Below are 24,214 nucleotides of genomic sequence, written 5' to 3'. Positions count from 1 at the left end.
CTAGTCCCCGCGCCTTGGCGCAGGCTGCTGGGCGGCTTCGGCGGCGGCCTTCAACCGCGCCGCAAGGTCGGCCTGGTAGGCATCGATATGGGGCAAGGCACGCAGTACACGCGCGTGCGGGTCGATGGTGTAAAGCGCGTGGGGCGGCAGGTCGACGTGGCCGCGGCCCGCGGCCATCGGCAGCTCGACGTCGCGGCCGTCGACGCGAACCTGCACCGGCATCGGGAATGGCTTCCCTCCCGGCGCCTTCCATTGCAGCGACAGCCCCGAGGCATCGCGCCTGGCGACCAGCTCCGGCAATGCCGCCGAATAGGCATAGACGTCGAAGAACCAGCCGTAGTCGCGACCGGTGGCCTGGTTCACCGCATCGATGAAATCGCGGGTGGTGGCGTAGCGCGGCTTGAAGTTGCCCGGCCTGGGATCCGTGGTCCCGTACACCAGTTGCCGCGTGGCAGCGAAGAATGCCTGGTCGCCGATGAGATTGCGCAGCGTGTGCAGCAGCAGCGAGCCCTTGTAGTAGATGTCGTTGCCCGGACCGGTCTCGTCGTTGTAGACGGCATCCTCGACCATGCTCCGGCCGGAGACGATCGGCACCCTGTTCACCAGGAACTTGCGCTGGAACAGCAGCCAGGCGTCGGACTCCCTGTCGCCGCGCAGCCATTGCAGGTACAGGGGTTGCATGTAGCTGCCGAAGCCCTCGTGCAGCCACATGTCGTCCCAGTCGGCGTTGGTCACCTGGTTGCCGAACCACTCGTGCGCGAACTCGTGCTGCAGCAGCCAGTCATAGCCGTACTCGGTGAGCTTGTAGTCGTTGCCGTAGGCATTGATGGTCTGGTGCTCCATGCCCAGGTACGGCGTCTCGACCACGCCCATCTTCTCGTCGCCGAACGGATACGGGCCGATCGTGGCCTCGAAGAACTCAAGCATCTTCGGGAACTGCTCGAACAGCGCGCGAGCCCGGGCCTCGTTGCCCTTCAGGTGCCAGAAGCGCAACGGGATGAGGTTGCCGTAACGGCTGGCGTAGTCCGCCGACAGCAGTTCGTACGGGCCGACGTTGATCGCGATGGCATAGGTATCCGGGCTCTTCGCGCGCCACTTCCAGGTACGCCAGCCATCGTGCTCCTCCATGCCCATCGCGATGCCGTTGCCGGCCGCGACCAGCGGCGCCGGCACGGTGATCGCCTCGTCCACCAGCAGCGGCTCGCCCTGCGGGTGGTCGATGCACGGCCACAGCAGGTCGCAGCCCTCGCCTTCGATCGCGCTGGCGACCCACGGTTCGCCACCCGGGGCCTGGCTCCAGACGAAGCCGCCGTCCCAGGGTGCCCGGCTGGCGACATGCGGATGGCCGCCGTAACGGATCCTCAGTGTCGTGCGGGCGCCGGCGGCAAGCGGTCTTGGCAGGGCCACGGCCATCCTGCCTTCCGGATTCGACCAGGCAGCGGCGGGCAACGCCTGCCCATCGATCTCGACTGCCTCGATCGCGTAACTGGGATCGAGGTCGACGACCAGGCGCGACAGCGGTTGCAGGGCGCGGAAGGTAAGGCCGGCATCGCCGTCGAGACGGCGTTGCGCCGGGTCGATCCGGAAGCGGAGGTCGGCGTGCTCGAACACCACGACGGCCTGCTCGGGCGCGCGCGCGACGCCGGACTTTGCCGTGAGCGCCGTCAGCGCCGGTTGTCCGCGCGCCTGTTGAGCAAGGGCCGGCGCGGAAAGGGTCGTGGCGAGCAGGCAGAGCCCGGCCGCGGAAAGGCGCTTGCGCAGAAGCATCATGGAAATCCCCAGGACCAAGGCCTGCGAGTCTTACGTCCGGCCGGCGGCCGGCGCAAGTGCGACAGGTGGCATGCGGCGTTGAGCGGGCTTCCATGAACGCAAGCCGACAGCAGCTGAATGCGTCCGGCGGCGCTCAGATTTAGTTAAGTGGTTTTCACTTGTAGTGCATGCCATGCAAGCAAATGGCTTGCGACCTGCCCGACGGGCAGCACGATGAGGGACGCCATGAACATCATTTCCCAACGCAGCCTGCTGGCCATTGCCCTGGGTACCTTGCTGGCCGCCGGCTTCAATGCCCCGGCGGACGCGCGCCAGGACCCGCGCGAGCAGGACAAGCAGCAACACGACAAGCAGGCCAAGCACAAGGCCGGCGCGGACAAGGCCGGCAAGCAGGCACCGCAGCGGCAGCAGCACGTTCCCGCCGCGCAGGCCAATGCGCGTGCGGTCGAAGCCCGCCAGGACGCCATCGCCCGCCAGCGCAATGCGGAAATGGAAAGCCAGCGAGCCGCGCAGCAGCGCTCGGCACATGCCCAGCGGCAGGCACAGCAGCGCCAGGCGCAAGCAGCCGAACGCCGCCAGCAGGCGGCCGCGCAGCAGCAGGCTGCACGGCAGCAAGCGCAACGCCGGCAGCAGGCCGAACGACAGTCCGCCGAGCAGCATCGCCTGGCCGCGAAACGCGCCGCCGAGAGGCAGCGCGCGACGGTCGCGCATCGCGATCTCGACCAGCAGCGGCTGGAACGGCAGCGCAGCGAACGGCGTCTCGCGCAGCAGCGCCAGGCCGCGGAGCGCCGGGAGCATGATGCGCGCGCCGCGCAGGAACATGCCCGCCAGGAGCAGGCCCGCAAGCAGTCGCTGGTTTCGCACCGGATCGAGCAGCAGCGCGATCGCATTTCCCGCCAGGAACAGCAGCGCCGGATCGACCAGCAACGCCAGCGCGCCGAAGACTATCGCCGCTACGTCGCCACCCGGCAGGCACTCGAGCGCCAGCGGGCCATGCAGCTGCAGCAGCAGCGACGGATGGCGCAGTACCGCTACCAGCAGGAGTACTACCGCCGCGTGCACCTGCAGCAGCAGCGCTTGGCCGCGCAACGCTACGACTACCACAGCAATCCGTACTTCTACACTCCGGTGAACTATCGCTACGGCTACGGCGGCAACTACTACACCACCAACCGCTATGGCGCCGACATGCTGCGCCAGGCCGTCAACTACGGCTACCAGGAGGGCCTGCGTGCCGGCCGCGCCGATCGTTACGATCGCTGGAACAGCAACTACCGCGATTCCTATGCCTATCGTGACGCCAGCTACGGCTACGACAACTACTACGTCAGCCGCAGCGACTACAACTATTACTTCCGCCAGGGCTTCCAGCGCGGTTACCAGGACGGTTACGGCGACCGTTACCAGTACGGTCGCTATGACCAGGGCAACGCCTCGATCCTGCAGGCGGTCCTGGCGCTGATCCTGAACCTGCAATACCTCGGCTAGGCCGTCGTGCCAATCCGTCCGAAAACGCCCGGGGATCCGGGCGTTTTCCTTTCCGCTGCCGGCGTCCGCGTCAGCGCTTCGCGGTCACTGCCCGGCGCAGGTTGTTGCGGGCGCGCGCATCCAGGCGGGCGTGGAAATAATCGCTGAGGAAGATACGCTTGCGCGCCAGCAGCGCCTTGAGGAATGCCCGCCGCCTCAACCGGAACAGCCATGCCGGCAGCGTTCCGCGGTACTCGGCGGCGATGCCGCGGTCATAGGCGTCGAAGACCTCCGGTTCGGCACCGAGGATCGCCATGTCGCAGTCCAGGAACCGGCGGGCGTCGTCGGGGGCCGGATCGTCGTCGAAATCCGACGGCTCAAACCCGCCGTGGCGCGCCGTCAATCCGATCAGGTACGCGACGCGTTGCATGTCGATGCCGGCTTGGGGCTGCCAGCGCGCCATCTGCTCCAGCGCGAAACGTGCCGACCTTGCTTCGTTGTCGCTGCGCCCCGGGTCGTGGATGGCGTCGTGGTAAAGCACCGCCAGCGCCACTTCGCGCGGCTGCTTCCATCCCGGCCCCGCCATGACCTCGGCATAGTGCCGCAGCACTTCGAGGACATGGCGAAAGTCGTGGTAGGCCCGCGCCGGTGTCGCATAGGCGGCCTCCAGCGCGCTGCGTTGCGCATCGCCCAGGTCGAACGGCAGGCTCGCGAGGGACAAACGTCAATCCCTCCGGTGCTGCGCCACCGGCAGCTGCCAGCCGTAGCGGATCGCCATGAAGCGCAGGCCGAAGCACAGCAGGGCTCCCGCCAGCAGCACCGGTGGCCCTGGCAGCTGCAACCAATGCCCGGCAACGACGACGGCGGCACCGGCCAGGGCGGCGACTGCATACAGGTCGGACTGCAACACCACCGGCACGCGCGCCACCAGGATGTCGCGCGCCATGCCGCCGCCGATCCCGGTCAGCATGCCCAGGAGGATCGCGCCCATCGGGCCCAGCCCCGCGGCCAGGGCCTTGGTCGCGCCGGTGACCGCAAACAGCGCGAGCCCGATCGCGTCGAACACCTGCACCGGATTTCGCAGCCGCTCGACATCGTCGCAACGGTAGAAGGTGACCAGGCCCGCCGCGCAACTCACCCCGAGGTAATGCCACTGCGCCAATGCGACCGGCGGCGTCGCCCCGATCAGCAGGTCGCGCGCGATGCCGCCCGAGACCGCCGCCGCGAACGACAGCACGAGCACCCCGAACAGGTCCAGTTGCTTGCGCACGCCGAGGGTTGCGCCGCTGATCGCGAACACGAAGGTTCCGACCAGGTCGAGCACCATCAGGAAATCGTGCATGGGAGAAGTGGGCATGGCCGCTTCGGCGGGGGGGTTCCGTGCGACAGGATGACAGGCATGGCGGCCGCCGGGCCAGTGCTCGGCACCGCGCGCGGCAGCGTTCGCGGGCTGAACACGATCCTGCTGGTGGCGGCCGCACCCGGCCGGTCGTGCCCATACCGCGTAGAATCGCGCTGCAACGGCTGCAACCGTTGCATTCGCGCGTTTCGCCGGGCCTCGCGGCCTTACGTCTCGCTCCCTTCCCGCGTCATCTTCCCGCCACCAGGCGGAATGACGCCCCCACGGGAGCGCCCATGCCGGGCTACACCACTCGCCTGCTGACCGTTCGCCTCGGCGGGCGCGATTACCGCGTGCGCGCGCTCAGCGACCTGCAGCAGTTCGCCGATCGCAATGGCGCGGCCGAACGCGCGGGCATTTCCTCCGCCCTGTGGAGCCTGTTCGGGCAGGTATGGCCGTCGAGCCGCGTGCTGGCCGAGGCGATGGCCACGTTCGAGGTCGCCGGCAAGCGCATCCTCGAATTGGGCTGCGGGCTCGGCCTGTCCAGCCTTGTCCTGCAACAGCGCGGGGCCGACGTCACCGCCAGTGACCACCACCCGCTGGCCGAATCCTTCCTCGCCCACAACGCCGCGCTCAACGCGCTGCCCCCGATCGCGTATCGCAACCTGCCCTGGGCGGTACCGGACGCGACCCTGGGCCGCTTCGACCTGATCATCGGCAGCGACATCCTCTACGAGCGCGAACATGCCGCGCTGCTCGCACAGATGATGCTGCGCCACGCATCCGTAGACGCGGAGATCCTGATCACCGATCCCGGACGCGGCAACAGCGCCGCGTTCACGCGTTCGCTCGCCGGCCAGGGGTATGCCGTCAGCGAACGGCGCAGCCGCTTCAACGACAGCGACGTCGCGCCCTTCCGCGGCCGCCTGCTGAGCTACCGGAGATGATCATGGAACCGGACAAATTCGGCACCAGCTCGTTCGAGATCCTGGACGACGACGACCGCATCGATCCGTCGATCTCGTGCAGCCGCTGCGATGCAGTGTGCTGTCGCCTCACCGTGCTGGTGATGCCGGAGGACGACGTCCCGCGCCACCTGGTCGAGCGCGACGCGCATGGCCTGGAGGTAATGGCGCGCGGCGAGGACGGCTGGTGCGTGGCGCTGGACCCCCTGCACATGCGTTGCGGCATCTACGACCAGCGCCCCGGCATCTGCCGCCGATTCCAGATGGGCGGCGGCTATTGCCGCGCGACGCGCAAGGAATATCTCGAGCGCGGCGCCGCGCCGGAATGACGCCGGTCCGCGCGACCGCGGCGCCGCGCCCCGCCGCTTACGCCTCGACCAACATCTTGAAGCCACAAAAGAACATGCGCTTGGCATCGGCGCCGTCGCGTGAGTCCGCGCCAGCGCCCCGGCAGCGCCGCACGCCGGTCACGAACATTCGACGAGCGCCGGTGCGCAGGAGCGACATCAGGGGCCGCCCTGCCGCCGGGATCAGCCCGCCTGTTCCACCCGGTTGCGCCCGGCCGCCTTGGCCGCGTACATCGCGGCGTCCGCGCGCTTGATCAGGGACGGCAGGTCCTCGCCCGGCCCGAGCGTCGCCACGCCGATGCTGACCGTGGGCGTCGCACCCGCGGGATCCTGCATCGCGCGGGCATCCAGGCGCGCGCGGATGCGCTCGGCGGCCTGCAATGCGTGCGCGCCATCGACGCCGGGCAGCGCAACCACGAACTCCTCGCCGCCGTAACGCCCCACTTGGTCCTGCTCGCGCAACTCGGCGCGCATCGCCACGGCCATCGCCCGCAACGCGGCATCGCCGGCCTCGTGGCCCAGGCGGTCGTTGAGTTGCTTGAAGCGGTCCAGGTCGAGGAACAGCAACGACAGGGGCTGCCCCTGGCGGCGCACCGTGGCGTCCAGCGCCAGCAGCCGCTCGCTCCAGGCGCGGCGATTGTGCAGGCCGGTCAACGGATCGATGTCGGCCAGGCGGCGCGCCTGGTCGCGGTCGCGGCGCAGCGCCAGGCTGCGGTCGGCCAGGCCGAGCGACAGCACCAGCGCCTCCAGCGCACCGGCGGCGAGGGCGGCATCGCCGGCCCAGGTCCAGCCCGACAGCAGGCCATAGGGCTGCAGCCCGCCAATGACCGTCACCACCAGCAACGGCGTCCAGCCCAGGAGGAAATAGGCCGCGTAGCGCGAACCGCGCACGGTCGCAAACACGCTGGCGATCAACAGCCATGGTCCGCCCAGCACCAGCAGCGGATTGATCAGCGCCCGCGCCAGCGCATCCAGCCCCGGCACGATGCCGATCGCCGCGAGCAGCGTGATCGCTCCTGCGTAGCCGAGCAGCGGCCTGCGACCCGTTGGCAGGTATCGCCGCAGGTTGGCGAACCGGTCGGCGAACAGGACCGCGAACACCACCGACGCCGCGGTCGCGATCCGACCCAGCGTGCGCAGCCAGTCCGACAGCCAGCCCCAGCCCAGCGGTTCGAATACATAGCCGGTCTGCAGGCCCAGGATCAGCGCGTAAGCCAAAACGAAACCCGCGTAATACACGAACGTGCGATCGCGCAGGCGCAGCGCGAACAACAGCGCCATCAGCGCCATCGCCGCCATCATCGCCAGGCAAGCGCTGGCGAATGCGAGCCAGCGCGCATCCGCGCGCAGGTAGGCCGCCACCGGCTGCAACGCGAAGGTCATCGGCGCCGCGATCACGCCGGCCGCATCCACGTGCAGGCGCAATGCCTGCCCGGGCGCGGGCGCGACGTCGACGACGAACGCCAGGCGGCCATGGCCGGGCCAGGCCTGCGGATCGATCCGCGAGGCACGCGCGCTGCGCGCAGAAGCCGCTCCCGGCACCTGCAACGCCAGCGTCTGCAGCCCCGCGCCCTTGGCCTCGAGGACGAACGGCGGCGCAGGCCATGCATCCCGAGACGGCCACAACAGGACCCAGTTGCCGGCGGTCCCTGTGCCGAAAGCCTGCAGCCGCGCCGGATCGAAGGTGCGCAGGCGCGGATCGCCGCGCCGCACCGCGGCAGCCTCCTCACCGGCGACGGCCGGGCGCCACGCGCCCCGCAACGGCACGTCCGCGGCGGCTCCGGGCAACGGCGCCAGCGCAACCAGCGCGAAAGCCAGTGCCAGCATGCGGCACGGCCAAGCGCGCGCACGCGTGCCCCTGCGGCAAGCGAAGCGAGGCGTGGAAGCAGTCACGCCGCCAAGGGTAACGGACGACGGCGCCCGCCGGCATCGGTCTTTGGTGCAGGGCGCCGCAGGGGAGCGCGCTGGGGTCTTCGCCTGCGCCGACGAAACGTCGGCCATGGCCCGCTCGAATCGGCAACGACAGCGCGCCAATTGCCACACGGTCGGGCGCGATCGCGCCTTCAGTGCCGCATCAACAGCACCGGTATCAGCGCCACCAGCCCCAGCATTCCCAGGATCGCAAGCACCGTCAGCGCCACGCGCAGCGGCTCGCGGCGCAGCACGGTGGCGAAAGTGTCGGCAGTGCCGTCGCGCACCGCGGCGGCGTGCTCGGCGCGCGCGCGCGCCTGGCGCTCGGCCTGGTACTCCGCCATCAGGCGCTTGGCCGTGGCGATATCCCCGTCATCGGTGACCCAGATCCCGCCATGGGAAATGCCCCAGCGGCTCGGCAGCGTTTCGTAGAACTCGATCCGGTTGGCCTCGAGCATCGCCCGCACATCGGCGATCTCGTCGTCCGGCACGTGGCGCAGGTTGAGCAGCAACTTCGACATGCCCGGATCATAGCCGTTGGGGGCGGGACTCGGCTCACCCGCTCCCCGGTTCCGCCCCTCCATGGCGCTTGCGCCACGCCGCGAGCGCCATTTCGTAGCGTGCGATGGCGTCGTCGTACAGGTCGTAGACGCAACGCACGCAACCGCCGCCGCAGCAGTCGGCGGGGTCGGGTTCGGCCGGCCGGCGGGGCCGCGGATCGGCCGGGGTCGGAGCAGGATCGTTCATGTCTGCCAGCGTGTCCTTCCCTGCCTTCAGCTTGGGATGGTGGCATCCGAAGCGGACGCATGCGCGGCCAGTTCGAACGAGCGTACGCGCGCGGCGTGGTCGAAGATGTTGGCGGTCAGCAGCAGTTCGTCCGGGCAATGGCGCTCGACGAAGGCGGCGATGCCGGCGCGCACGGTATCGGGTGCACCGACCACCGCGCAGGCCAGCGCGCGATCGACCCCGGCCTTTTCCGCCGGCGTGCAGAACCCATCGATGTCCGCGGCAGAGGCGAGCGGTGGCGGCACCAGGCCGGCGCGGCCCCGGCGCAGGTTGACGAAGGCCTGCTGTTGCGTGGTGAACAACCGCTGCGCCTCCGCATCGGTATCGGCGACGACCACGTTCAGCGCCAGCATGACGTGCGGCCGCGCCAGCCGCGGCGATGGCCGGAAGTCGCGCCGGTACAGCGCCAGCGCATCCTCCAGGGCATCCGGCGCGAAGTGCGAGGCGAACGCGTACGGCAAGCCCAGCGCCGCCGCCAGTTGCGCGCCGAACAGGCTCGACCCCAGGATCCAGACCTGGACGTCGACCCCGGCGCCGGGCACGGCGCGCACCGCTTGCCCCTCCTGCGCCGGCTCGAAGTAGCGCAGGAGTTCGACCACGTCGGCGGGAAACTCGTCGGCGTTCTGGTAGTAGCGGCGCAACGCGCGTGCGGCCGCCTGGTCGGTGCCCGGCGCGCGGCCCAGCCCAAGGTCGATCCGGCCCGGATGCAGCGACGCCAGCGTGCCGAACTGTTCGGCCACCTGCAGCGGCGCGTGGTTGGGCAGCATGATGCCGCCGGCGCCGACGCGGATGGTCGTGGTGCCGCCGGCGACATGGCCGATCAGCACCGCGGTCGCGGCGCTGGCGATCCCGGGCATGTTGTGGTGTTCGGCCAGCCAGTAGCGGCGGTAGCCCAGGCGCTCGGCACGCCGCGCCAGGTCCAGGGTATTGGCGAACGCCTGCGCCGCGTCGCCGCCTTCGGTGATCGGCGCCAGGTCGAGGATGGAGAACGGGATCATCGGCAATCCTGCGGGTCCGGTTCCTCCAGGATGGGGGCGCGGGCCGCGAATTCCACGTCCGCCGGGCATCTTCCGGCCGCCGGCCCGGCATCCCGCTAGACTGTGCGCGGGAAGGCACGAAGGATGGCCATGCACGGCGAATACAAGGTTCCCGGCGGCAAGCTGGTGGTCGTCGACCTGGCGGTCGTCGATGGGCACCTGGCGCAGGTCCGGGTGAGTGGCGACTTCTTCCTCGAGCCCGACAGCGCGCTGGACGCGATCGATTCCGCGCTGCACGGTTTGCCCGCGGACGCCAACGAGGCGCTGCTGGCAGCGGCGGTGCGGGTCGCGCTCGGCCCGGGGGCGAGGCTGTTCGGGATCACGCCCGAGGGAGTCGCCGTCGCCGCCCGCCGCGCGATCGATGCCGTGGGGCAAACCGCGTGAGCCGCAGCAGCTGGCACGACCATGCTTGGCAACTGGTGCATGAGGCCCCGCAGGCTCCAACCCTGCACATGGCCCTGGACGACGTCCTGCTCGACGAAGTGTCGGCCGGTCGGCGCGCGCCGACCCTGCGGATCTGGGAATGGGCCAGCGCGGCGGTGGTGATGGGCCGCTTCCAGTCGCTGCGCAATGAGGTCGATGCCGACGGCGCGCGGCGCCACGGCATCGAGGTGGTGCGCCGCATCAGCGGCGGCGGGGCGATGTTCATCGAGCCCGGAAACACCATCACCTATTCGATCGTCGCACCGGTCTCGATGGTCGAGGGCATGAGTTTCGAGCAGGCCTACGCGCTGATGGACGCCTGGGTGATCGCGGCGCTCGGCGATCTCGGGATCCAGGCCTGGTACCAGCCGCTGAACGACATCACCTCGCCCGCCGGCAAGATCGCTGGCGCCGCGCAGGCGCGTCGTGGCAAGGCCGTGCTGCACCACGTCACCATGGCCTACGACATCGATGCGGCCAAGATGCTGGAAGTTCTGCGCATCGGCCGTGAAAAGCTGTCGGACAAGGGCACGACCAGCGCGCAGAAGCGGGTCGACCCGCTGCGCAGCCAGACCGGGCTGGCGCGCGAAGCGGTGATCGCGCGCCTGGTCGAGAGTTTCCGCCAGCGCCATGGCGGCCTGGAATCCGGCGCGCTCGGCCACGAGGAACTGGCGCGCGCGCAGGCGCTTGCGCGCGACAAGTTCGCAACGCCGGGATGGACCGGGATCGTGCCGTAGGCAGGCGACGCTGCTAGTCCGCGGACGCTGCCGCCTCCCGCCCCTGCTGGCGAATCAGTGCTTCCTCGCGCGCATCGTTGATCGCGTGGCGCACCGCGTCCAGGTCGATGTTCGAATCGTCGTGCGCGAACACGCCGGTCAGCTCGCTGTCCGGCCGCAACCGGCCGGCCTCGTAGAGCGCCCACATCTCCTCGCCATACCAGGTGTCCAGCAGCTCCGGCGCCCAGCGGCCGAGGCTGGCGGTGAGGTTGTTGACGTCGCGCAGCAGCATCGTGCGCGCGGCGTTGTTGCCGGCGGCGCTGACCACTTGCGGCAGGTCGATGATCACCGGGCCATCGGGAGCCACCAGCACGTTGTATTCCGACAGGTCGCCGTGGATCAGGCCGACGCACAGCATCTTCACCACCTGCCGCACCAGGAATCGATGGAAGCCCCGCGCCTGGCCTGGCGACAGCTCGACTTCGCCCAGTCGTGGCGCCGAATGTCCGTCGGCATCGACCACCAGCTCCATCACCAGCACGCCATGGTGGTAGCCATGCGGTTTCGGCACGCGCACGCCGGCGTCGCGCAACTGGTACAGCGCCTCGACCTCGGTGTTCTTCCAGGCGGTCTCCTGCTGCTTGCGCCCGTACTTGCTGGCCTTGGCGATCGCGCGCGCGTCGCGGCTGCCACGCACCTTGCGACCTTCCTGGTACTGCACGCGTTGCTGGAAACTGCGCTGCCCCAGGTCCTTGTACACCTTGGCGCAGCGCACGTCGTCGCCCGAGCGGACCACGTACACCGAAGCTTCCTTGCCGCTCTTGAGCGGGCGCATGACCTGGTCGATCACGCCGTCATCGATCAGCGGCTGCAGGCCGTCAGGGGCTTTCATCGTTGTCCGGGACCAGCCGCGAATAGCCGACCATTATGGAGCATCGCCGATCGGCGTCCGCTGCGCACCGGCGCGGCAGCGGCGCCCAGCCTCCGCCGCCTCGCGCGCCGGTCTCACGCCTTTCGCAGGAAACAGGTCTTCAGCACCAGGCCCTTGATCTTCTCGGAATGCCCTTCGATGTGCTCGGGATCGCCGTCGACCAGGCGGATGTTGCGGATCACGCTGCCCTGCTTCAGCGCGATCGAGGAACCCTTTACCTTCAGGTCCTTGATCACGACCACGGTGTCGCCGGCGGCCAGCGGGTTGCCATTGGCATCCCTGGCGACCACGTCGGTTTCGGCGATCGCGGCGGAAAGCGACCACTCATGCCCGCAGTCGGCGCAGACGGGGTTGCCGCCGTCGAGATAGGTGTTTTCCATGCCGCATTGCGGGCAGGCGGGGATCGTGGGCATGGCTTCTGCTTGTTGCGTGGAACCACGGATTATAGGCAATGGGTGGAAACTCCCGGCCACTCCATGGTCACGGCCCGCCTGCGATGCTCCGCTCCGGAACCCCACTGCGGACGCCCCGATGAAACGACAGCTCATCCTCGCCCTGGTCATCGCTACTGCCGGTTGCAGCGCGCCACCCGCGCCCTCCGCCCCCCCCGCGCCGGCCGATACCGCGGCCGACACGCCGTCGCCGCCGGCGGGAACGGATGTTCCCGCGACCACGCACCCTGCACCCACGCCGGTTGTCGACGACGTGGCGGCGAACGGCACCACCGTTCCGGTCCGGTTCCGGGGCGAATGGGCGGCCGACGTCGCCGCCTGCACCAGCCCGGGACATGAATCGCAGTTGCGCATCGACGGCGACCGCATCGCCTTCCACGAAAGCAGCGGCGAGATCCTGTCGGTTGCCGGCAGCGGTTCCGGACTCACCATCGTCGCGAAGCTGACCGGCGAAGGCGAAACCCGTGAGGCGACCTATCGTTTTCGCCTGTCCGAAGACGGCAAGACGCTGACCGATACCAGCAGCGGCATGGGCATGGTGCGCCGGCGTTGCGAATGACGCCGCGGCGGCGCGGGGCAACGCAGCCCGGCGCCTCAGTAGACGCGGAATTCCGCGCGGCAGCCGCCTGTCACCCAGATCCCGCCCCGATCCCAGCGCCAGTTCTGCCCCTGCACGCAACGCGTCCGCGACAGCTGCTTGCTGAGGTCGGCCCGTTGGCGGATCGGCACCCGGCAATACCGTTCGTGGCCGTCGTTGGACTCGCAGCGCACGACCTGGCCGGCGCCCGGGCCGGGCTGGCCGTAGCCGGGCCGATAGCCACCGGTGCCGGTGATGAATTCGGCCCTGCACCCGCCGGAGACCCAGATCCCGCGATTGTCGTAACCCCAGTTGCGGCCCTGGATGCAGTCGGTGCGCGACAGTTGCCGTGTCAGGCGCACGCCCCCGCGCACGTCCGCGGGGCAATAGCGGGTGCGGCCGTCATTGGATTCGCAGCGCACGTCTGCGCCGTAGGCGCCATCGGGGTACGGTGCGCCGGTTCCGGGCGGGTAGTAGCCGCCTCCGGGATAGCCGCCCCCGGGTGGATAGCCACCGTAGCCCGGTCCGGAGCCGGGGTAGCCGTATCCCACGCAGCCGGCCAATGCCAGGCTGCCAACGAAGATCGCGCAGGTCCGCAGGGTGCCGCCCATGATCCACCTCCGTGCCGGCCGACATGGCCGGAATTGCCAGTGCAATCGCGGGCACCGGCCAGGCATGGCCTGGTCGTGCCATGGCCTCAGCGCAACTGGCTGTCCTTGCTGCCGCGTCGGTTGTAACCGGCAGCAGCGCCCTGTTCGCGATCAAGCGCTTCCTGGCAGGAAACGCAAAGGCGTACGCCCGGCATCGCCTTGCGCCGCGCCTCGGGAATCGATGCGCCGCACTCTTCGCAATGCGTCAGTCCCGGCCCTTGCGGCAGTTGGCTGCGGGCGCGCTTGATCGCGTCCTCCACGGTCGCGTCGATCTGGTCCTGCACGGCGTTGTCGCCTGCCCAGCCGGTTGCCATCACCGTCTCCTGCCCGTTCTTCCAATCGCGGCAAGCATAAGCCCGCAAAGGTGAATTGCCGCCATCACGGCGGGAGCTGGTTTTCCGTCGACAGGGCAGCCATGCTCGACTGTGCCAAGCTAGGGGACTGCGCCCTGCTGGAAGACTTGCGCCTCAACGCTCCGAGACGGATTTGTGCGTGAGCAATACGGAACCGGCTTCGCCACGCTGGCACCGCGCGATGTTGTCGATCCGCCGCTGGCCCGTTCGTCGACCCGGACATACGCCAGGAACTGCCATGACCACGCCCCTGCCCCGCCTCTACGCCCACCCCTTCTCCTCCTACTGCCAAAAGGCGCTGGTCGCGCTGTACGAGCTCGGCACGCCATTCGAGTACCGAATGCTCGAGGATCCCGGCGCCGCGGAGGAGTTGGAGGCGCTGTGGCCGATGAAGCGCTTCCCGGTCCTTGTCGATGGCGGCCGCACGGTGCTGGAGGCCAGTTGCATCATCGAGTACCTGGACGTGCACCATCCCGGCCCTGCCCGCCTCATCCCCAAGGACGCCGACGCCGCGCTGGAAGTGCGCATGCTCGACAGGTTCTTCGACAACTACGTGTCCACGCCGCAGCAGAAGGTGGTGTTCGACCGCCTCCAGCCGGAGGCGGCGCGCGATCCGCACGGCGTCGGCCTGGCGCGGGCGATGCTCGACACGTCGTATGCCTGGCTCGACCGGCACATGGCCGGCCGCGAGTGGGCCGCGAGCGGGGAATTCAGCCTCGCCGACTGCGCGGCGGCGCCATTCCTCTTCTACGCCGACTGGACCCATCGCATCGACGCGTCGTTCGCACACGTCATCGCCTATCGGCAGCGATTGCTTGCGCGCCCGTCGTTCGCGCGCGCGGTCGACGAGGCGCGGCCGTTCCGCGGATATTTCCCGCTCGGTGCACCGGATCGGGATTGATGCGCGCCTGGTTGGCGACCGCGATGGCGGTCAGCCGACGATCTTCTTCAACTCCCCCGCCATCGCCTCGAACACGGCCGCCCAGTCGCCCTGCTCCGGTTGCCGGAACAGGCGCAGCGTCGGGTACCACGGACTATCCGCTCGGTCGAGCATCCAGCGCCATTCCGGGGCGTACTTGATCCCCACCCAGGTGGGCCGCCCGAGCGCGCCGGCCAGGTGCGCGAGCGAAGTGTCGGAGGTCACCACCAGGTCCAGCGCCTGCATCAATCCGGCGGTGTCGATGAAGGCATCGGCCCCGGCATCGAAGTCCGGTCCGGGGTTGCGCACTTCCATGCCCCGCGGAAGGCCAGCCAACTGGTCCAGGCCGAAGTTCTTCTGCAGGCTGACCAGTCGAACGCCGGGAACGCGCGCCAGCGGGTGGAACGAGGCGAGCGGGATCGAACGCCCGGCGTCGATCTTGCGCCCGGGATTGCCCTGCCAGCAGACGCCGACGTTGAAATGTCCCGTGCCGAGCCACTGCGACCAGCGGGCCGCCGCCCCGGCATCGGCAGCCAGGTATGGAATGCCGCCAGGGATGTCGTCGAGCCCGGTCCGAAGCAGGCGCGGCAGGCTCCACAGCTCGCAACGGTAGTCGAACAGCTCGCCCGCCGGCCGCTCCGACAGCAGCCGCACCGGCCACGGGCTGCTGCGCAACAACCGGAACATGCGCTCGAGCCCGAGGAAACTGATCCGTGCGCCCATCGCGTCGAGCAGCGGCAGGAAGCGCCAGAACTGGATCGTGTCGCCGAGGCCATTGGGTTCCGACAGCAGGATCGACTTGCCGCGCAGCGGTTCCCCGGCCCAGTACGGTATGTCGCGCAGCGGGCCATCGGCGTGGCGGCGCGCGTGCAACAGGCTGGTTTCGTAGTCCTCCCAGCCGCGACCGTAGTCGCCCTGCAGCAGATGCAGGGTCGCGCGCCGCTTGTAGGCTTCCGCATAGGCCGGCCGGAGCGCGATGGCGGCGTCGTAGGCTTCAAGCGCCTGCTCGAAGCGCCGGGTGTCCTGCAGGACCAGGCCGCGGTTGCTGTACGCCTCCGGAAACGCCGGCATCAGTTCGATCGCCGCCTGCAATTCCAGCAGCGCTTCCTCCATCCGGCCGAGGTCGTAGAGGACGTTGCCGAGGTTGTTGTGCGCATGCGCGAAGCCCGGATCCAGCGCGATCGCCTGGCGATAGGCGAGCACCGCCTCCTCGTAACGGCCCATGTCGTTGAGGACGATGCCGCGGCCATCGAACGCCTGCGCCGAACCTGGCTGCAGGGCGATGGCCTGGTCGCAGTCGCGCAACGCCAGCTCGAAACGCCTCAGCCGGCGCTGCGCCATGGCGCGCCGGATCCAGGCCGTGGCGAACCCGGGATTGCGCGCGATCGCGGCATCGTGGCTGGCCACGGCCTCCTCGAAACGGCCAAGCTCCTGCAGCGCGAGCCCCTGGTTGTCGTGCGGTTCCGCGAGTCCCGGGGCAGCATCGATTGCCTGGCGAAAGGCCGCCAGCGCCTCTTCGTGGCGGCCCATTTCGAACAGCGCGCGGCCGCGGTTGTTGAGCGCGCCGGCGTGCGCCGGCGCCAGTTCGACGGCGCGGTCGAAACTCGCCAGCGCCTGGATCGGGTCGCCCAGCGCGAGCAGCGCTTCACCCAGCTTGTCGTGCGCGTCGCGCAGGTCCGGCCGCAGCGCGAGCGCGGCCTGCAGGCTGGCAACGGCAGCCTCCGCGCGCCCCAGCGCGACCAACGCGGCGCCGCGGTTGCACAGCGCCTCGGCCATGTCCGGCTTCAGGCGCAATGCCTGGTCATAGCTGGCGATCGACTCGCCGGCACGGTCGGTCGCCAGCAAGGCGTTGCCATGGTTGTACCAGGCGCCCGGCACGCCGGGATTGACCCTGACCGCGTGCGCGATCTGCTGCTCGGCCAACGCCGGTTCGCCGCGCAGCATCAGCAGGATGCCCAGCAGGTGGTGGGCGCCAAAGTCATCCGGCCGTACCAGCAGCAGCTGCCGGCAGATCCGTTCCGCAGGCCCGGGCTGGCCCGCGCGCAACAGCGACAAGGCTTGCTCCAGGGTCTCGGCAGTCGTCACGATGCATGCCCCCGCGGCCGCACGCCGGTGCCGGCTGCAGGCGCGTACGGGGCATGGTATTCGGCGATCGTGCAGGAACCGGTGCGGCGGACCGGCAGGGAAGTGGTCGGGTGCATTCGGGACGGGCAGTGAATAGCGCCCGTCGAGGATACATCCGCCGTTGCGGCAATCGGAGCCGGCCACCACGATGGTCGATGCGCTCGACGCAGCCCTTCCCGACGTGACGGCGCGTGCGACAGGCGGCATTCGATCCCAAGGCGCCGGAGGATCGGCAAGCAGCGGGTTGTGGCATGCCGGGATCCGCGGGCGACGGCGCGGGTGTATAACACCATCACCTCTCCCGGGAGCGCCCGATGGCACGCGAACTTCCCCATCTCGCCGTCCTTGCCGCCGCCGGCGCGCTTGCGCTTGCATTGCCGGCGTTCGCAGCATTGAAGGTCGGCGCGCCGGCGCCCGATTTCAGCGCCCCGGCCTACCTCGCCGGCGAGCCGTTCACCTTCAGGCTCGCCGATGCCCTGGAGCAGGGCCCTGTGGTGCTCTATTTCTTCCCGGCCGCGCACACCCCCGGCTGCAACCTGGAAGCGCACCTGTTCTCCGAGGCGATCGACAAGTTCAAGGCGCAGCACGCCACCGTGATCGGAATCACCGCCGGCAATGTCGACCAGCTCGCCGCGTTTTCGAAGGAAACCGAACACTGCGGCGGCAAGTTCCCGGTCGCCGCCGACCCCGGCGCGAAGATCGCAAGGCAATACGACGCGCTGCTGAAGCTCAAGCCCGGGTGGTCGGACCGCACTTCCTACGTGATCTCGCCTTCCAGCACGATCGCCGCCGCACATTCGGACCTCAATCCGAACCTGCACGTGAAGGCCATGCTGGATGCGGTGACCGCGCTCGAAAAGTAGGGCCCGTCCGAACGCGGAAAACCCCGCGAGCGGAGTGCGGCCCGCCTACGTGGCTTGCGCGACCGCGCCACCGTAGGCGTCCGCCTGCACCTCGTGGCGTCGCCGCCAGAACCACAACGCCACCGCCGCCATCACCAGCGGCAGCACGAAGCCGAACTCGTCGATGGCGTAGGGAGTGATCGCGCCGCTCGGCGCCGTCATCGGCGTAAAGAAGCCCTGGATGAAGAGATTGTGGCTGGCATGCATCAGCGCGGCGGTCCACAGGCTGCCCGAGCGCAGTCGCAGCCAGGTCATGATCACGCTGCTCGACAGCACCAGCACCAGGAAGCAGGCGAACGCGAACCACCACTGCGTGCCGGCGTTGTAGTCGGCAAACAGCAGACCCGGCAGGTGCCACGCCCCCCAGATCGCGCCGGTCACCAGCGCGCCACCGGTGAAGCCGAGTCGTTCCACCAGCGCCGGCGCCAGGAACCCGCGCCAGCCAATCTCCTCGCCCAGCGCATTGGCCATGCTGCGCGCCAGCCCGACGCTGCCAAGCAGCAGGAAATAGGCGGACGCGTTGACCCAGCCGGGCGCGCCGCTCCAACCCAGCATCGGGCCGAGGCCAGCGACGAATTCCGGGTTGCCGAAGCCGCCAAGACCCGTGCTCCATACGATGGCGTAGGCGGCGGCCGCGTACCCCAGTGGCAACAGGTATGCCAGCCACTGCCAGCGCCACGCGCCCCAGCGCCAACCCAGGCGCGCCGCGGATTCACCACGCAGGTAACAGGTCAGCAGCGCCGCGATCCCGGGGCACCACATCACCCCGCCGACGTACATGCCCTTGCCCGCCGCGAGGTGCCCGGTGCCGATGATCGGCAGGTAGAACACGCAGCTCAGCAGCAGGGTCAGCAGCAGGAACAGGCCGATGCCGGAGGACGGGGCGCGTGCCATCGAAATCCTCAAAGGGGCAGCCAGGAGAGGGCGCATCCGACGACGACGCGTTCAATCCGCGCCCCCTTGCCGACCGGAATCACGGCTGCGATCAAGGCGTGCGCGCCGGGACCTGCGCCAGCGCGAAATCGATCCCGGCGCGCACCGCCGCCACCTGCGCGGCGTTGCACTGTTCGGGCGTCGCGCGCGGGCTGTCGGGATACACCTCGGTGGTGGTCGTGAAGCGGGCGCCAGTGATGCCCGCGCAAAGGCCGAGTTCCTCCAGCGCATAACGAATGACCCCAGGCGCGACCACCGGCGAGCCGATGATCTCGCCGTTGCCGTCGGCCGGGGCGATGTGGGTCACTTCCGCCACCGCGTCGATGATCGCCTGCTGGAACGCGGGCTGGGGGTTCCGGGTGTCGTCGACCAGGTAGAAGCCGTCGGGGATTTCGCCCGGTTCGAACGGTTTGCCGTCCCGCGCGGCCAACGCCGGTCGGAATTCGGATTCGTCGCTGTCGGTGGTCTCGTGCAGGTCGATGTGCATCAGCACGCGCCCGCGCAGCGGCGCCACCAGGCGCAACAGCCCCGCCGACTCCCTCGCCGGGCTGTCGGCATGGAACGAGCGGTTCGGGTCGAGGGCGTCGGGATTCCAGCGATGGATGCGTTCGTAGCCCCAGGGACTGACGCAGGGCGCCACCAGCAGGTTGGCCCGGCCCGCGTAATCGCCGCCATGTCGCTGGATGAAGCGCAACGCGCCATGCACGCCGCTGGTCTCGTAGCCATGGACGCCGCCCGTGACCAGTAACACCGGCAACGCGTCGTCCCAGTCGCGGCTGCGGATCGCCAGCAGCGGGTAGCGGTCATCCCCATAATCGAGTTGCCCGTACTGCTGGACGTCGTAGCGAACGCGCAGTCGATCGACGGCTGCCACGACCTCTTCGGCGTAACTGCGCTTGCGCATCTGGCCGTCGCGCCACTGGACGCGCTCCTCGACGCCCCAGGGAACACCGGGCGTGCCGATCGGGTAGGTGTCGGTGGTCATGCCCCTGCCCCGCCCTCGTGCCTGATGAGCGGCGCGAGGAAACCCAGGTAGTCGGCCTTGCCGAGCGGCGCGCCGAGCAGCCTAAGGATCGCGTATGCCGTGGTGACGTGGAAATACAGGTTGGGCAAAAGGTAATCGGCGACGTATTGGTGCCCCGGCAGTTCGCAATAGCGTCCGGGCCCCAGGCCAATGCGCTTGGCCTCATCGAGCTTGGCGTCGTCGATCGCGATGCCTGCGACCAGCTCCTGCGTCTGCGCGATCGCTGCGCGCGCCTCGGGAAGCGAACGGATGTCGTCCGGCCTCAGGTTCTCGATGGGCTCCCCGGCGCACCACTGCGAGAATCCGCGCGGGGCGTTGCAGGCGAAGGCGACCTGGGCCGAGAACGGCAACATGTCCGCGGCAAGCCGCTTGCCGAGGAAGACATCGGGGTCCGCAAAGTGCTGTTCGCCAACGTCGAGCAAATGCCCGAGCACGGCCAGTCGCGAGGCGAAGACGCGCTGGAGTTCGATGATCTTCTGGTTTGCCATGGTCTTGGAGGGCAGCGGGGGGTCGGAACTAGGATAGGCCGTCGGCGAGGGCCAGGGCGATCCTGTCCGGTCAGGGCCGCCGATGGTGCGCGCCGCGACGTCGATGTGGTTGCAGCGGTTGATGCCGACCACCGGCAGGGTCCGGTGGACCAGTTCGGTTACCTCGAACACCCGCCGCGCCTGCTGCTACAGCCCATCGGGTCCCGCTTCCGACGAGGCCGCTTCGGTCGATTCCCACGCCGCTCCGGAAGGCAGGGGGCCCGGTGTGCCCGGCTCCCGCACGTCCAGGCACGCGGGCCGCGCTCCACGATAGACTCCGACCAGCACCTGGGGGCAGCATGAATCAACGGTCGCGCATCGTCGTCTCCTTCGTCGTCCTGTTCGTGCTGTACCAGTCCGCCGAGGGCGTGGGCGCGCGCCTGCTGCACAGCTTTCCGATCCAGGCCGGGCTGATGACGGCCTGCGTGCTGGCCGCCTGGCCGCTGTCGCACTGGCTCGGGTTCCGGGGTTACGGTGCGTGGGCGCTGGGTCGCGCGCGGCGCGGGTGGTCCTGGCTGGCAGGCGGCCTGTTGCTCGCCATCGCCGCGAAGGCGGCGGCAGCGTGGCTCGGACTGCGCAGCGGCATTCTGGTCCCCAGCCCCGCGGGCTCCGCGATGCCGTCGCCGGTGTTGCTGGCCGCGCTGCCGATGATGCTGCTTTCGACCTTCGTCCCGTCGCTGGCCGAGGACATCCTGACCCGTGGCTTCTGGTATCGCGCCGCAGGCATCGCGTGGCGCCGAGGTGCGGCATTCGTGGGCTTTTCCGCAACGATGTACGTGCTCAACCACGTCTACCGGATCGGCAACGGCCCGCTGGAGTGGCTGTCACTCGCCAGCATGGGCATCGCCTGCGCCACGGCCCTGTGGCGCACAGGCTCTCTTTGGGCGGCGGTCGGCCTGCACTGGGGATGGAACCTCGCCAATGGCCTGGTCGATGCACTGGTCCCGATGGACATCGCGCTGCCGGCGCATGCACCGCTGCTGTCGATCGCGGCGAACCTGGCATTGACGGTGGTGGTACTGGCCCTGGGGCGTGGGCGCGACCTGCCGGAGCCCCGCGCACCCAACGCCTGATCGCCCGCGCTGCCCCGCGCGGACTTATCGTTCCGTGGGGCGGGTCCAGCCTTTTGCCTGCATGCAGGCCTCGAAGGCGGCCGTCCTGGCGTCGCCATCCGTTGCCTGCGCCGCGGCCTGGTCATCGCACTGCGCTTTCGCCGCATCGAACGGCTCGGCATCGCGCCCCTGCCAACCGGCATCCGACATCGAGGCGCAGCCACCCAGGCCCACCGCCAGTACCAGTATCGTTGCCTTGTGCATGCAGCAGTTCCCGGAACCGGTACCAGGCCGGTTGCGATGCCCATGGTAGCGCGGGTTCCGGCCGCCGGGGATGAGCCGGGCCCTTTCACGCAGTGCTGCGATAATGAAGGTGGATGTGCCCACCGAGTCGGGCGCGCAATGGAAGCGATGACCCCGAAGCTGCCCCCGCTCGCCACCGTGCTGGACCTGCTGCCCGATGCGGTCTGCGTGGTCGATGCCGACGGCCGTTTCCTGTTCGCCAGCGCCAGTTTCGAACGTATCTTCGGCTATGCGCCTGCCGAGGTGATCGGCCGGCCCATCTTCGAGCTGGTCCACCCCGACGACCGCGCCCAGACCGCGCGGCAGGCGGAACAGGTGATGCGCGGCGAAGTCCAGCGCCACTTCCGAAACCGCTACGTCCACAAGAATGGACACAGCATCGACATCCAGTGGTCGGCGCAGTGGCTGCCCGAGTTGGGCGTGCGCATCGGCGTGGCCCGCGAGGTGACCGAGTTGCGCCGCATCGAGCTGGAACTCGAGCACCGCGCCAGCCACGATCCGCTGACGGGCCTGCCCAACCGCCATCGCCTGCAGCACGAACTGCAACGCGCGATCGCGAATGCCGCCGACGGCGACGGCGGCCTGGCCCTGCTCTATGTTGACCTCGACGGCTTCAAGGCGGTCAACGATCGCGGCGGCCACGACGCTGGCGACCGGATCCTGCAGGAAGTCGCGCAGCGACTGCAGCAGGGTTTGCGCCACGGCGATCTGGTGGCCCGCGTGGGTGGCGACGAGTTCGTGGTGCTGTTGCCGGGCTGCAACGATGAAGGCGCCGCGCGCGCGATCGCGCGTGAACTTCGCGCTCGCCTGCAGGCGCCCTGCGTATCGGCAGGCGAGCCGGTGCACGTGGATGCCAGCATCGGCATCGCCTGTTTCCCGGCTGATGGCGACGATCCCGAATCCCTGCTTGCCCACGCCGACCGCGCGATGTATGCGGCGCGGCGGCAGGCACCGCGGCGCGGGAGCGCGGTCGCGGTGTAGGCCTGCCACGGGCGGTCGCCCCAATCGGGCGAGCCGCGCGCCACTTCAGATCCGCTTCACGCCGCCGCCATCGCCGCCTCGCACCACTGCGGCATCGTTGCGGCCATGCGATCGAACGGAAGCGACACCCACGACGCGACGACGTCCAGCGGCTTCGACCTGGTCGTGGTCGGCGCCAGCTTCGCCGGCGCCGCGTGCGCCATTGCCGCCGCGCAGCGCGGGCTGCGCGTGTGCGTGCTGGAACGAAAGCGCGACCCTGGCGACAAGCTGCGCACCACCGGCATCATCGTCAAGGAAGCCGCCGAACGCACCCTGCTCAACCAGGTCCCCGCGCCACTGACGCGGCGGATCGAGCAGGTGCGCCTGTACGCGCCCAGCCTCAGGCAGGTGGCGCTGGCCGCGCCGGGCTACTATTTCCTCGCCACGGACACGCCGGCGGTGATGCGCTGGCTCGCCGGACAGCTGCGTGCGCATGGCGTCGACCTGCGCCTGGGATGCGCCTTCACCGATGCCCAACGCTGCGACCATGGCTGGCAGGTGCAGGGGGCCGGCCACGCGCGGTACCTGGTGGGCGCCGACGGCGCGCGCTCTCGCGTCGCGCGCCGCTGCGGCCTCGGCGAGGTGCGCCAGTTCCTTTACGGCATCGAATACGAATTCCCCGGCGCGCAACTGGCCAGTCCCGACGCCCTGCACTGCTTCATCAGCAAGCGCTACGCGCCCGGCTACATCGGCTGGCTGGCGCAGAACCCCACCGGCGTGCAGGCCGGACTGGCACTGCGCCACGACCCGGCCAACGCACGCGTGCCCGACATCGACGGCTTCCTGCTGCGCGTTGGCATCGCGGGTGGGCTTCCGCGCTACCTGAAACCCGGCCACACCCGCGCCGGGCTGATCCCGTGCAGCGGCCCGGTGTTCGACATGGCGCGCGACCGCGCCATCCTCACCGGCGACGCCGCCGGCATCGTCTCGCCGGTGACCGCCGGCGGCATCCATGCGGCCTGGGAACACGGCTGGGCGGTGGGCCGCGCAGTCGCGGCGCACCTGCGCGACGGCGACGCAGCGCCGGAACAGGTCGCGATTGCCGCGGCGCCGCGATTCCGTGCCAAGCGCGCGCTGCGCTGGGCCTACGACCGCCTGCAGTTCGACTGGCCGTTCGACCTGCTGCTGCACTCGCCGCCACTGCGCTGGGCGGCCGAACAGGTGTACTTCCACAAGCGCAGGAATTGAGGCCGGAAGCCAGCAGCCAAAGCTGGCGCCGGGATCACGACGCAGGGGTCCCGTCGGCACAAAGCGAGGCAGGGGGACGGAAGGGCCAATCCAGGGTTGCCGGGCCACATCCGCCCCCGGCAACGGCCGCGCCTGCCGGTCGCGACCCCGGGGAACGTCTCTCCAGTTCTAGCTGCAGTGCCCGCAACAGGTGCTGCCGCCGCTGATGTGGACTTCCTTCTCCAGCGGCGTCGCCGGGCAGCCGATTCCGTCCAGAACGCCCAGCACCTGTGCAGCGGTGGCCACGGAAATCACCTCGAGGCGGCCGCGCCCGGCATCGAAGACGACGCGCGCATCGGGATCCAGCGGTCGCAGTGCGGCAGCGAGTTTCGCGGCATCGAGGTTGGGGGTGGACAGTTCGAACTGCATTGCGATTTCTCCATGGGAAACCGGGGTTTCCCGGCCGCGCAATGATGGAAGAGCCGGAATGCGGCGACCTTGATCGGGGTCAACCCGACG

Annotated in this window: 29 protein-coding genes; 11 read left to right on the top strand and 18 right to left on the bottom strand. The window is 69.6% G+C overall.

Annotated features, from left to right (window positions below; genetic code table 11):
- Nucleotides 1-1,767, bottom strand: a complete 1,767-nt coding sequence (locus MQC88_RS01145; protein WP_243318449.1) for a M1 family metallopeptidase — start codon at nucleotides 1,765-1,767, stop codon at nucleotides 1-3.
- Between the two features lie 228 nt (nucleotides 1,768-1,995).
- Between MQC88_RS01145 and MQC88_RS01140 the strand changes: the two genes are divergently transcribed.
- The gene (locus tag MQC88_RS01140) at nucleotides 1,996-3,258 is read left to right on the top strand and encodes a coiled-coil domain-containing protein (RefSeq protein WP_243318447.1); all 1,263 of its coding nucleotides are present in this window, start codon (nucleotides 1,996-1,998) and stop codon (nucleotides 3,256-3,258) included.
- A 70-nt stretch (nucleotides 3,259-3,328) separates the two neighbouring features.
- On the opposite strand, the gene MQC88_RS01135 is transcribed toward MQC88_RS01140, so the two are convergent.
- Together MQC88_RS01135 and MQC88_RS01130 are read right to left on the bottom strand one after the other, a co-directional pair.
- A complete protein-coding gene (locus MQC88_RS01135) occupies nucleotides 3,329-3,958 on the bottom strand; it encodes an HD domain-containing protein (protein WP_243318446.1) in 630 nt (209 codons plus the stop codon).
- Nucleotides 3,959-3,961: 3 nt separating this feature from the next.
- Nucleotides 3,962-4,579 (bottom strand): trimeric intracellular cation channel family protein, encoded by a 618-nt coding sequence (locus tag MQC88_RS01130; RefSeq protein ID WP_243320185.1) that lies wholly within the window; start codon nucleotides 4,577-4,579, stop codon nucleotides 3,962-3,964.
- 293 nt (nucleotides 4,580-4,872) lie between these two features.
- Between MQC88_RS01130 and MQC88_RS01125 the strand changes: the two genes are divergently transcribed.
- Nucleotides 4,873-5,523, top strand: coding sequence for a class I SAM-dependent methyltransferase (locus MQC88_RS01125; RefSeq protein WP_243318443.1), 651 nt, complete (start codon nucleotides 4,873-4,875; stop codon nucleotides 5,521-5,523).
- A 2-nt stretch (nucleotides 5,524-5,525) separates the two neighbouring features.
- Nucleotides 5,526-5,870, top strand: coding sequence for a YkgJ family cysteine cluster protein (locus tag MQC88_RS01120; protein WP_243318439.1), 345 nt, complete (start codon nucleotides 5,526-5,528; stop codon nucleotides 5,868-5,870).
- Nucleotides 5,871-5,907: 37 nt separating this feature from the next.
- Here MQC88_RS01120 and MQC88_RS01115 read toward each other — a convergent pair whose 3' ends face one another.
- The 5 genes from MQC88_RS01115 to MQC88_RS01095 all read right to left on the bottom strand — a co-directional run bounded on the left by MQC88_RS01115 (nucleotide 5,908) and on the right by MQC88_RS01095 (nucleotide 9,583).
- Nucleotides 5,908-6,048: a hypothetical protein gene (locus tag MQC88_RS01115; RefSeq protein ID WP_243318437.1), complete on the bottom strand. Its 141-nt coding sequence runs from the start codon at nucleotides 6,046-6,048 to the stop codon at nucleotides 5,908-5,910.
- Between the two features lie 23 nt (nucleotides 6,049-6,071).
- The gene (locus MQC88_RS01110; RefSeq protein ID WP_243318435.1) at nucleotides 6,072-7,715 is read right to left on the bottom strand and encodes a sensor domain-containing diguanylate cyclase; all 1,644 of its coding nucleotides are present in this window, start codon (nucleotides 7,713-7,715) and stop codon (nucleotides 6,072-6,074) included.
- A gap of 236 nt (nucleotides 7,716-7,951) precedes the next feature.
- Nucleotides 7,952-8,320 carry a DUF6164 family protein gene (locus MQC88_RS01105; RefSeq protein ID WP_243318432.1) on the bottom strand — a complete coding sequence of 123 codons (369 nt, stop codon included), beginning with the start codon at nucleotides 8,318-8,320 and terminating at the stop codon, nucleotides 7,952-7,954.
- A gap of 34 nt (nucleotides 8,321-8,354) precedes the next feature.
- A complete protein-coding gene (locus tag MQC88_RS01100; protein ID WP_243318430.1) occupies nucleotides 8,355-8,546 on the bottom strand; it encodes an oxidoreductase-like domain-containing protein in 192 nt (63 codons plus the stop codon).
- Nucleotides 8,547-8,572: 26 nt separating this feature from the next.
- The gene (locus MQC88_RS01095) at nucleotides 8,573-9,583 is read right to left on the bottom strand and encodes an LLM class flavin-dependent oxidoreductase (protein ID WP_243318427.1); all 1,011 of its coding nucleotides are present in this window, start codon (nucleotides 9,581-9,583) and stop codon (nucleotides 8,573-8,575) included.
- A 123-nt stretch (nucleotides 9,584-9,706) separates the two neighbouring features.
- Between MQC88_RS01095 and lplB the strand changes: the two genes are divergently transcribed.
- Nucleotides 9,707-10,006 carry a lipoate-protein ligase small subunit gene (gene lplB, locus MQC88_RS01090; protein ID WP_243318425.1) on the top strand — a complete coding sequence of 100 codons (300 nt, stop codon included), beginning with the start codon at nucleotides 9,707-9,709 and terminating at the stop codon, nucleotides 10,004-10,006.
- 68 nt (nucleotides 10,007-10,074) lie between these two features.
- Nucleotides 10,075-10,782, top strand: coding sequence for a lipoate--protein ligase family protein (locus tag MQC88_RS01085; RefSeq protein WP_243318422.1), 708 nt, complete (start codon nucleotides 10,075-10,077; stop codon nucleotides 10,780-10,782).
- Nucleotides 10,783-10,795: 13 nt separating this feature from the next.
- Here MQC88_RS01085 and MQC88_RS01080 read toward each other — a convergent pair whose 3' ends face one another.
- Both MQC88_RS01080 and MQC88_RS01075 read right to left on the bottom strand, forming a co-directional pair.
- Nucleotides 10,796-11,653 carry a PA4780 family RIO1-like protein kinase gene (locus MQC88_RS01080; protein WP_243318420.1) on the bottom strand — a complete coding sequence of 286 codons (858 nt, stop codon included), beginning with the start codon at nucleotides 11,651-11,653 and terminating at the stop codon, nucleotides 10,796-10,798.
- Between the two features lie 113 nt (nucleotides 11,654-11,766).
- Nucleotides 11,767-12,105 (bottom strand): zinc ribbon domain-containing protein YjdM, encoded by a 339-nt coding sequence (locus tag MQC88_RS01075; RefSeq protein ID WP_243318418.1) that lies wholly within the window; start codon nucleotides 12,103-12,105, stop codon nucleotides 11,767-11,769.
- 118 nt (nucleotides 12,106-12,223) lie between these two features.
- On the opposite strand from MQC88_RS01075, the gene MQC88_RS01070 reads away from it, so the two are divergent.
- Nucleotides 12,224-12,703, top strand: coding sequence for a hypothetical protein (locus MQC88_RS01070; protein ID WP_243318416.1), 480 nt, complete (start codon nucleotides 12,224-12,226; stop codon nucleotides 12,701-12,703).
- A gap of 35 nt (nucleotides 12,704-12,738) precedes the next feature.
- On the opposite strand, the gene MQC88_RS01065 is transcribed toward MQC88_RS01070, so the two are convergent.
- On the bottom strand, nucleotides 12,739-13,332 hold the full coding sequence (locus MQC88_RS01065; protein WP_243318414.1) for a DUF3011 domain-containing protein: 594 nt from the start codon (nucleotides 13,330-13,332) through the stop codon (nucleotides 12,739-12,741).
- 86 nt (nucleotides 13,333-13,418) lie between these two features.
- Nucleotides 13,419-13,685 (bottom strand): DksA/TraR family C4-type zinc finger protein, encoded by a 267-nt coding sequence (locus MQC88_RS01060; RefSeq protein ID WP_243318412.1) that lies wholly within the window; start codon nucleotides 13,683-13,685, stop codon nucleotides 13,419-13,421.
- A 277-nt stretch (nucleotides 13,686-13,962) separates the two neighbouring features.
- Between MQC88_RS01060 and MQC88_RS01055 the strand changes: the two genes are divergently transcribed.
- Nucleotides 13,963-14,625: a glutathione S-transferase family protein gene (locus tag MQC88_RS01055; RefSeq protein ID WP_243318410.1), complete on the top strand. Its 663-nt coding sequence runs from the start codon at nucleotides 13,963-13,965 to the stop codon at nucleotides 14,623-14,625.
- Nucleotides 14,626-14,655: 30 nt separating this feature from the next.
- Here the strand turns inward: MQC88_RS01055 and MQC88_RS01050 are convergent, their stop codons facing one another.
- On the bottom strand, nucleotides 14,656-16,728 hold the full coding sequence (locus tag MQC88_RS01050) for a tetratricopeptide repeat protein (RefSeq protein WP_243318408.1): 2,073 nt from the start codon (nucleotides 16,726-16,728) through the stop codon (nucleotides 14,656-14,658).
- 353 nt (nucleotides 16,729-17,081) lie between these two features.
- On the opposite strand from MQC88_RS01050, the gene MQC88_RS01045 reads away from it, so the two are divergent.
- The gene (locus MQC88_RS01045; RefSeq protein ID WP_243318406.1) at nucleotides 17,082-17,630 is read left to right on the top strand and encodes a peroxiredoxin; all 549 of its coding nucleotides are present in this window, start codon (nucleotides 17,082-17,084) and stop codon (nucleotides 17,628-17,630) included.
- A gap of 45 nt (nucleotides 17,631-17,675) precedes the next feature.
- Here the strand turns inward: MQC88_RS01045 and MQC88_RS01040 are convergent, their stop codons facing one another.
- From MQC88_RS01040 to MQC88_RS01030, 3 genes are all read right to left on the bottom strand, one after another.
- Nucleotides 17,676-18,563: a CPBP family intramembrane glutamic endopeptidase gene (locus MQC88_RS01040; RefSeq protein WP_243318404.1), complete on the bottom strand. Its 888-nt coding sequence runs from the start codon at nucleotides 18,561-18,563 to the stop codon at nucleotides 17,676-17,678.
- A gap of 91 nt (nucleotides 18,564-18,654) precedes the next feature.
- Complete coding sequence (locus MQC88_RS01035; protein WP_243318402.1) at nucleotides 18,655-19,587, bottom strand: M14 family metallopeptidase; 933 nt, start codon at nucleotides 19,585-19,587, stop codon at nucleotides 18,655-18,657.
- Nucleotides 19,584-20,285, bottom strand: coding sequence for a DUF1993 domain-containing protein (locus MQC88_RS01030; RefSeq protein ID WP_243318401.1), 702 nt, complete (start codon nucleotides 20,283-20,285; stop codon nucleotides 19,584-19,586). The genes MQC88_RS01035 and MQC88_RS01030 overlap by 4 nt, the downstream gene beginning before the upstream one ends.
- Nucleotides 20,286-20,452: 167 nt before the next feature.
- On the opposite strand from MQC88_RS01030, the gene MQC88_RS01025 reads away from it, so the two are divergent.
- Complete coding sequence (locus MQC88_RS01025) at nucleotides 20,453-21,226, top strand: CPBP family intramembrane glutamic endopeptidase (protein WP_243318399.1); 774 nt, start codon at nucleotides 20,453-20,455, stop codon at nucleotides 21,224-21,226.
- Nucleotides 21,227-21,250: 24 nt separating this feature from the next.
- On the opposite strand, the gene MQC88_RS01020 is transcribed toward MQC88_RS01025, so the two are convergent.
- Nucleotides 21,251-21,469 carry a hypothetical protein gene (locus MQC88_RS01020; protein ID WP_243318397.1) on the bottom strand — a complete coding sequence of 73 codons (219 nt, stop codon included), beginning with the start codon at nucleotides 21,467-21,469 and terminating at the stop codon, nucleotides 21,251-21,253.
- Between the two features lie 147 nt (nucleotides 21,470-21,616).
- On the opposite strand from MQC88_RS01020, the gene MQC88_RS01015 reads away from it, so the two are divergent.
- Both MQC88_RS01015 and MQC88_RS01010 read left to right on the top strand, forming a co-directional pair.
- On the top strand, nucleotides 21,617-22,489 hold the full coding sequence (locus tag MQC88_RS01015) for a diguanylate cyclase domain-containing protein (RefSeq protein ID WP_243318395.1): 873 nt from the start codon (nucleotides 21,617-21,619) through the stop codon (nucleotides 22,487-22,489).
- A gap of 105 nt (nucleotides 22,490-22,594) precedes the next feature.
- Nucleotides 22,595-23,716, top strand: coding sequence for an NAD(P)/FAD-dependent oxidoreductase (locus MQC88_RS01010; RefSeq protein ID WP_243318393.1), 1,122 nt, complete (start codon nucleotides 22,595-22,597; stop codon nucleotides 23,714-23,716).
- Nucleotides 23,717-23,884: 168 nt separating this feature from the next.
- Here the strand turns inward: MQC88_RS01010 and MQC88_RS01005 are convergent, their stop codons facing one another.
- Nucleotides 23,885-24,124: a hypothetical protein gene (locus MQC88_RS01005; RefSeq protein ID WP_243318392.1), complete on the bottom strand. Its 240-nt coding sequence runs from the start codon at nucleotides 24,122-24,124 to the stop codon at nucleotides 23,885-23,887.
- Between the last annotated feature and the right edge of the window lie 90 nt (nucleotides 24,125-24,214).

It is taken from the genome of Cognatiluteimonas sedimenti, from assembly GCF_022808325.1.
Lineage (GTDB): Bacteria > Pseudomonadota > Gammaproteobacteria > Xanthomonadales > Xanthomonadaceae > Cognatiluteimonas > Cognatiluteimonas sedimenti.
The sequence above is the reverse complement of the archived record's forward strand: the minus strand, read 5'-3'. Positions and strand labels throughout refer to the sequence as shown.

What these genes read in the sequence shown, in the direction of transcription:
- MQC88_RS01145 (WP_243318449.1), bottom strand. Translation starts at nt 1,767, where the DNA reads ATGCTTCTGCGCAAGCGCCTTTCCGCGGCCGGGCTCTGCCTGCTCGCC.
- lplB (WP_243318425.1), top strand. Translation starts at nt 9,707, where the DNA reads ATGGCCATGCACGGCGAATACAAGGTTCCCGGCGGCAAGCTGGTGGTC.
- MQC88_RS01095 (WP_243318427.1), bottom strand. Translation starts at nt 9,583, where the DNA reads ATGATCCCGTTCTCCATCCTCGACCTGGCGCCGATCACCGAAGGCGGC.
- MQC88_RS01065 (WP_243318414.1), bottom strand. Translation starts at nt 13,332, where the DNA reads ATGGGCGGCACCCTGCGGACCTGCGCGATCTTCGTTGGCAGCCTGGCA.
- MQC88_RS01055 (WP_243318410.1), top strand. Translation starts at nt 13,963, where the DNA reads ATGACCACGCCCCTGCCCCGCCTCTACGCCCACCCCTTCTCCTCCTAC.
- MQC88_RS01110 (WP_243318435.1), bottom strand. Translation starts at nt 7,715, where the DNA reads ATGCTGGCACTGGCTTTCGCGCTGGTTGCGCTGGCGCCGTTGCCCGGA.
- MQC88_RS01105 (WP_243318432.1), bottom strand. Translation starts at nt 8,320, where the DNA reads ATGTCGAAGTTGCTGCTCAACCTGCGCCACGTGCCGGACGACGAGATC.
- MQC88_RS01100 (WP_243318430.1), bottom strand. Translation starts at nt 8,546, where the DNA reads ATGAACGATCCTGCTCCGACCCCGGCCGATCCGCGGCCCCGCCGGCCG.
- MQC88_RS01045 (WP_243318406.1), top strand. Translation starts at nt 17,082, where the DNA reads ATGGCACGCGAACTTCCCCATCTCGCCGTCCTTGCCGCCGCCGGCGCG.
- MQC88_RS01115 (WP_243318437.1), bottom strand. Translation starts at nt 6,048, where the DNA reads ATGTCGCTCCTGCGCACCGGCGCTCGTCGAATGTTCGTGACCGGCGTG.
- MQC88_RS01075 (WP_243318418.1), bottom strand. Translation starts at nt 12,105, where the DNA reads ATGCCCACGATCCCCGCCTGCCCGCAATGCGGCATGGAAAACACCTAT.
- MQC88_RS01125 (WP_243318443.1), top strand. Translation starts at nt 4,873, where the DNA reads ATGCCGGGCTACACCACTCGCCTGCTGACCGTTCGCCTCGGCGGGCGC.
- MQC88_RS01070 (WP_243318416.1), top strand. Translation starts at nt 12,224, where the DNA reads ATGAAACGACAGCTCATCCTCGCCCTGGTCATCGCTACTGCCGGTTGC.
- MQC88_RS01015 (WP_243318395.1), top strand. Translation starts at nt 21,617, where the DNA reads ATGACCCCGAAGCTGCCCCCGCTCGCCACCGTGCTGGACCTGCTGCCC.
- MQC88_RS01130 (WP_243320185.1), bottom strand. Translation starts at nt 4,579, where the DNA reads ATGCACGATTTCCTGATGGTGCTCGACCTGGTCGGAACCTTCGTGTTC.
- MQC88_RS01080 (WP_243318420.1), bottom strand. Translation starts at nt 11,653, where the DNA reads ATGAAAGCCCCTGACGGCCTGCAGCCGCTGATCGATGACGGCGTGATC.
- MQC88_RS01025 (WP_243318399.1), top strand. Translation starts at nt 20,453, where the DNA reads ATGAATCAACGGTCGCGCATCGTCGTCTCCTTCGTCGTCCTGTTCGTG.
- MQC88_RS01005 (WP_243318392.1), bottom strand. Translation starts at nt 24,124, where the DNA reads ATGCAGTTCGAACTGTCCACCCCCAACCTCGATGCCGCGAAACTCGCT.
- MQC88_RS01020 (WP_243318397.1), bottom strand. Translation starts at nt 21,469, where the DNA reads ATGCACAAGGCAACGATACTGGTACTGGCGGTGGGCCTGGGTGGCTGC.
- MQC88_RS01010 (WP_243318393.1), top strand. Translation starts at nt 22,595, where the DNA reads ATGCGATCGAACGGAAGCGACACCCACGACGCGACGACGTCCAGCGGC.
- MQC88_RS01035 (WP_243318402.1), bottom strand. Translation starts at nt 19,587, where the DNA reads ATGACCACCGACACCTACCCGATCGGCACGCCCGGTGTTCCCTGGGGC.
- MQC88_RS01040 (WP_243318404.1), bottom strand. Translation starts at nt 18,563, where the DNA reads ATGGCACGCGCCCCGTCCTCCGGCATCGGCCTGTTCCTGCTGCTGACC.
- MQC88_RS01120 (WP_243318439.1), top strand. Translation starts at nt 5,526, where the DNA reads ATGGAACCGGACAAATTCGGCACCAGCTCGTTCGAGATCCTGGACGAC.
- MQC88_RS01085 (WP_243318422.1), top strand. Translation starts at nt 10,075, where the DNA reads ATGGCCCTGGACGACGTCCTGCTCGACGAAGTGTCGGCCGGTCGGCGC.
- MQC88_RS01140 (WP_243318447.1), top strand. Translation starts at nt 1,996, where the DNA reads ATGAACATCATTTCCCAACGCAGCCTGCTGGCCATTGCCCTGGGTACC.
- MQC88_RS01060 (WP_243318412.1), bottom strand. Translation starts at nt 13,685, where the DNA reads ATGGCAACCGGCTGGGCAGGCGACAACGCCGTGCAGGACCAGATCGAC.